Source organism: Desulfovibrio sp. 1214_IL3152 (genome assembly GCF_036763055.1).
Taxonomy (GTDB): Bacteria; Desulfobacterota; Desulfovibrionia; order Desulfovibrionales; family Desulfovibrionaceae; genus Desulfovibrio.
On record NZ_JBAIYW010000638.1, the window covers coordinates 1 to 2,887 of the forward strand.

Below are 2,887 nucleotides of genomic sequence, written 5' to 3' on the forward strand. Positions count from 1 at the left end.
CGCGTCCGTGGAAAAAGAGCGGACCAGAGGCATTGGCATCCACCCGCACGGCGTTGTACGCGCCGCCCACGCGGGCCAGCAGGTACTTGTGGTACACAAGGGCGGGAAAAACACCGGCTTCAAGGCGCACCGGGCCTTCGCCGCAATCGTTGCCTCCGATTTTTTCCTCGGGACAGGGAACCTGCCTCACCTGGCCGATGAGCTTTATGCGGTAGCCGAATTCCCGGGCCAGACGGATGTCCAGCGCCGAAAGGCCGCGAATGCCGCGCACGGAAAGAGCTGTATAGGGATAGTTGGCCCCGAAGGCAAGGCGGATAAGCAGAATGAGCTTGTGGGCCGCGTCATGCCCGTCAATGTCCAGGGTGGGGTCGGCCTCGGCATAGCCCAGTTGCTGGGCCTGCTTGAGGGCAACGTCAAAATCCAGTCCGTTGGAGGTCATTTCGGACAGGATATAGTTGCTTGTGCCGTTGAGAATGCCCATGAGGGACTGGATGCGGTTGCCCGTAAGGCTTTCCTTGAGGGCCTCCACAATGGGTACGGCCCCGGCCACGCTGGCCTCATAGCGCAGGATGCGCTTTTTGCGGTCGGCTTTCTGGAAGAGGGAAAGGCCCTCTTCGGCCAGCAGCGCCTTGTTGGCCGTGACAATGTGCTTGCCCTGATCCAGGGCGCGGTCGATGAGGTCACGGGCATGGTCAATGCCGCCCATAAGCTCCACCAGCACGTCGATTTGCGGATCATCCGTCAGATCGCGCGGATTGGTGGTCAGTTCGGCCCCTTCGGGCAGGGGAACGCTGCGCGCCTTTTTGGCATTGCGCACGAGCACCTTTCTGATCAGGATATCCCGACCCGAGCGGCGGCGGATGAGGTCCGCGTTTTCTTCAAGCAGGCGCACCAGGCCGCCGCCCACTGTGCCGAATCCGGCCAGACCCACTACAAGTGGCTTGTCGCTGTTCTTGGTCATGATGTCTCCTGAAGTGCCCGGTTGCCGCACCGTAACTGATGAGGCACCTTTTTTTGCCGAAGTCCGGGCCGTGTGGCCCGGACTTCGTGTGTTCGTTTTACCTGGCGGGCGGTATCCGCCGGTGTTTTTATCTTTTCATGAGGCTCTCTGTCACGGTTTCCCTGCAATATGGCCTTGAAACCCCTCTAGTCGGACGCGCCGGACAGCAGCTTGCGCATGCTGCTGATGGCCTGCCGGGTGCGGTGCTCGTTTTCAATCAGGGCAAAGCGCACAAACTCGTCTCCGTAGGAGCCGAAGCCCAGGCCCGGAGAAACCGCCACATGGGCCTCTGTGAGCAGCAGTTTGGAAAACTCCACCGAACCCATCTTGCGAAAGGCTTCAGGTATGCGCGCCCACACGAACATGGTGGCCTTGGGAGAAGGCGCTTCCCAGCCTATGCGGTTCAGGCCGTCAATGAGGCGGTCGCGCCGCTCCTTGTAGATATTGCAGATATTGTTCACACAGTCTTCGGAACCGTTGAGCGCTACTGTGGCCGCGATCTGCACGGGCTGGAAGATGCCGTAGTCAAGGTAGCTCTTGATGCGCCCGAGGGCGTGAATAAGCTGCTTGTTGCCCATGCAGAAGCCCACGCGCCAGCCGGGCATGGAGTAGCTTTTGGACAGGGTGTAAAATTCCACGCCCACGTCCTTGGCCCCCTTGGCCTGAAGAAAGCTCGGCGCTTTGTAGCCGTCAAACACAAGATCCGCATAGGCAAGGTCGTGGATGACCCAGATGTTGTTGGCCTTGGCGAAGTCGACAATCCTTTCAAAAAAGGCCAGGTCTGTCACTTCGGTGGTGGGGTTGTGCGGATAGCAGAGGAAAAGCAGCTTGGGCTTGGGCCAGGCATGCCGCATGGCGGCCTCAAGGTCTTCAAAAAAGTCGCGGCCGGGACCGATGGGTACGCTGCGCACATCCGCGCCTGCAATGACGGGCGCGTATTTGTGGATGGGATAGGTGGGGTCCGGCGCAAGCACCACATCGCCCGGCTCAAGCATGGCGAGCGAAAGGTGGGCCAGACCTTCTTTGGAGCCCATAGTCACGATGGCTTCACTGTCCGGGTCAAGATCTACATCAAAGTGGCGCTTGTAGCGGTCGCACACGGCCTTGCGCAGGTTGGGAATGCCGCGGGAAAGGGAGTAGCGGTGGTTGATGGGCTTGGCTGCGGCCTCGGCGAGCTTTTCCACAATGGGGGCGGGCGTGGGAATGTCCGGGTTGCCCATGCTGAAGTCCACGATGTCGATATTCTGCCGACGAAGTTGCATCTTGAGGTCCCCCACCACGGCGAAAACGTAGGGGGGCAGACGGCGAATGCGTGAAAACTCTTCCATTGTCCTGCTCCGGAGCATGATGATTGTCCCGTCAAAGGCAAAAGCGCCCTTGCGTTGGCGCGGTCTGCGTTGGCGCCTGGCCGCGCTGCCTGAAAAGTCGCGCGCTGTCGCGCCTGGGCGCGGACGCAGCAAACGCCTGCGGGCGCGTCCTCTTCAGTGTGGTGCAGCATAGCCAGCGAAAAGCCTGTTTGTAAAGCTTCACGACACTGCAAAAAACAATTAAACCCTTCTTTTCACATTGTTACATTAGTCACGGCAGGGCCGGGCATATCCTGCGCCTGAAGTTGACCCACGCCCGGCCGTCTTTGCTTTCAGGCTATTGTGTTGTATGGTCAAAGGGTATGCCACCGGAGGAAAGCATGGACGACCACATACGTTTTGATCACCAGACTTTTGAACTGCACCTGCTTGACCAGCGGTTTCTGCCTGCACAGGAAGCCGACTTTGTCTGCCGCACGGTGGAAGACGTGGTTTATGCCCTGCAAACCATGGTGGTTCGCGGCGCGCCCGCCATCGGGGTTACGGCGGCCTGGGGCTGCGTGCTGGCCCTCAGGGAGGC

2 protein-coding genes and 1 pseudogene are annotated in these 2,887 nt (G+C 59.9%); 1 reads left to right on the plus strand and 2 read right to left on the minus strand.

Annotated features, from left to right (window positions below):
* Positions 1–961 (minus strand): homoserine dehydrogenase (locus V6C07_RS13270; protein ID WP_333536952.1); only part of this gene is annotated, 961 nt, incomplete at its 3' end.
* A gap of 185 nt (positions 962–1,146) precedes the next feature.
* On the minus strand, positions 1,147–2,328 hold the full coding sequence (locus V6C07_RS13275) for an aminotransferase class I/II-fold pyridoxal phosphate-dependent enzyme (protein ID WP_333536953.1): 1,182 nt from the start codon (positions 2,326–2,328) through the stop codon (positions 1,147–1,149).
* Between the two features lie 359 nt (positions 2,329–2,687).
* Between V6C07_RS13275 and mtnA the strand changes: the two are divergent.
* Positions 2,688–2,887 (plus strand): annotated as a pseudogene (mtnA, locus tag V6C07_RS13280) (S-methyl-5-thioribose-1-phosphate isomerase); the annotation flags it as partial.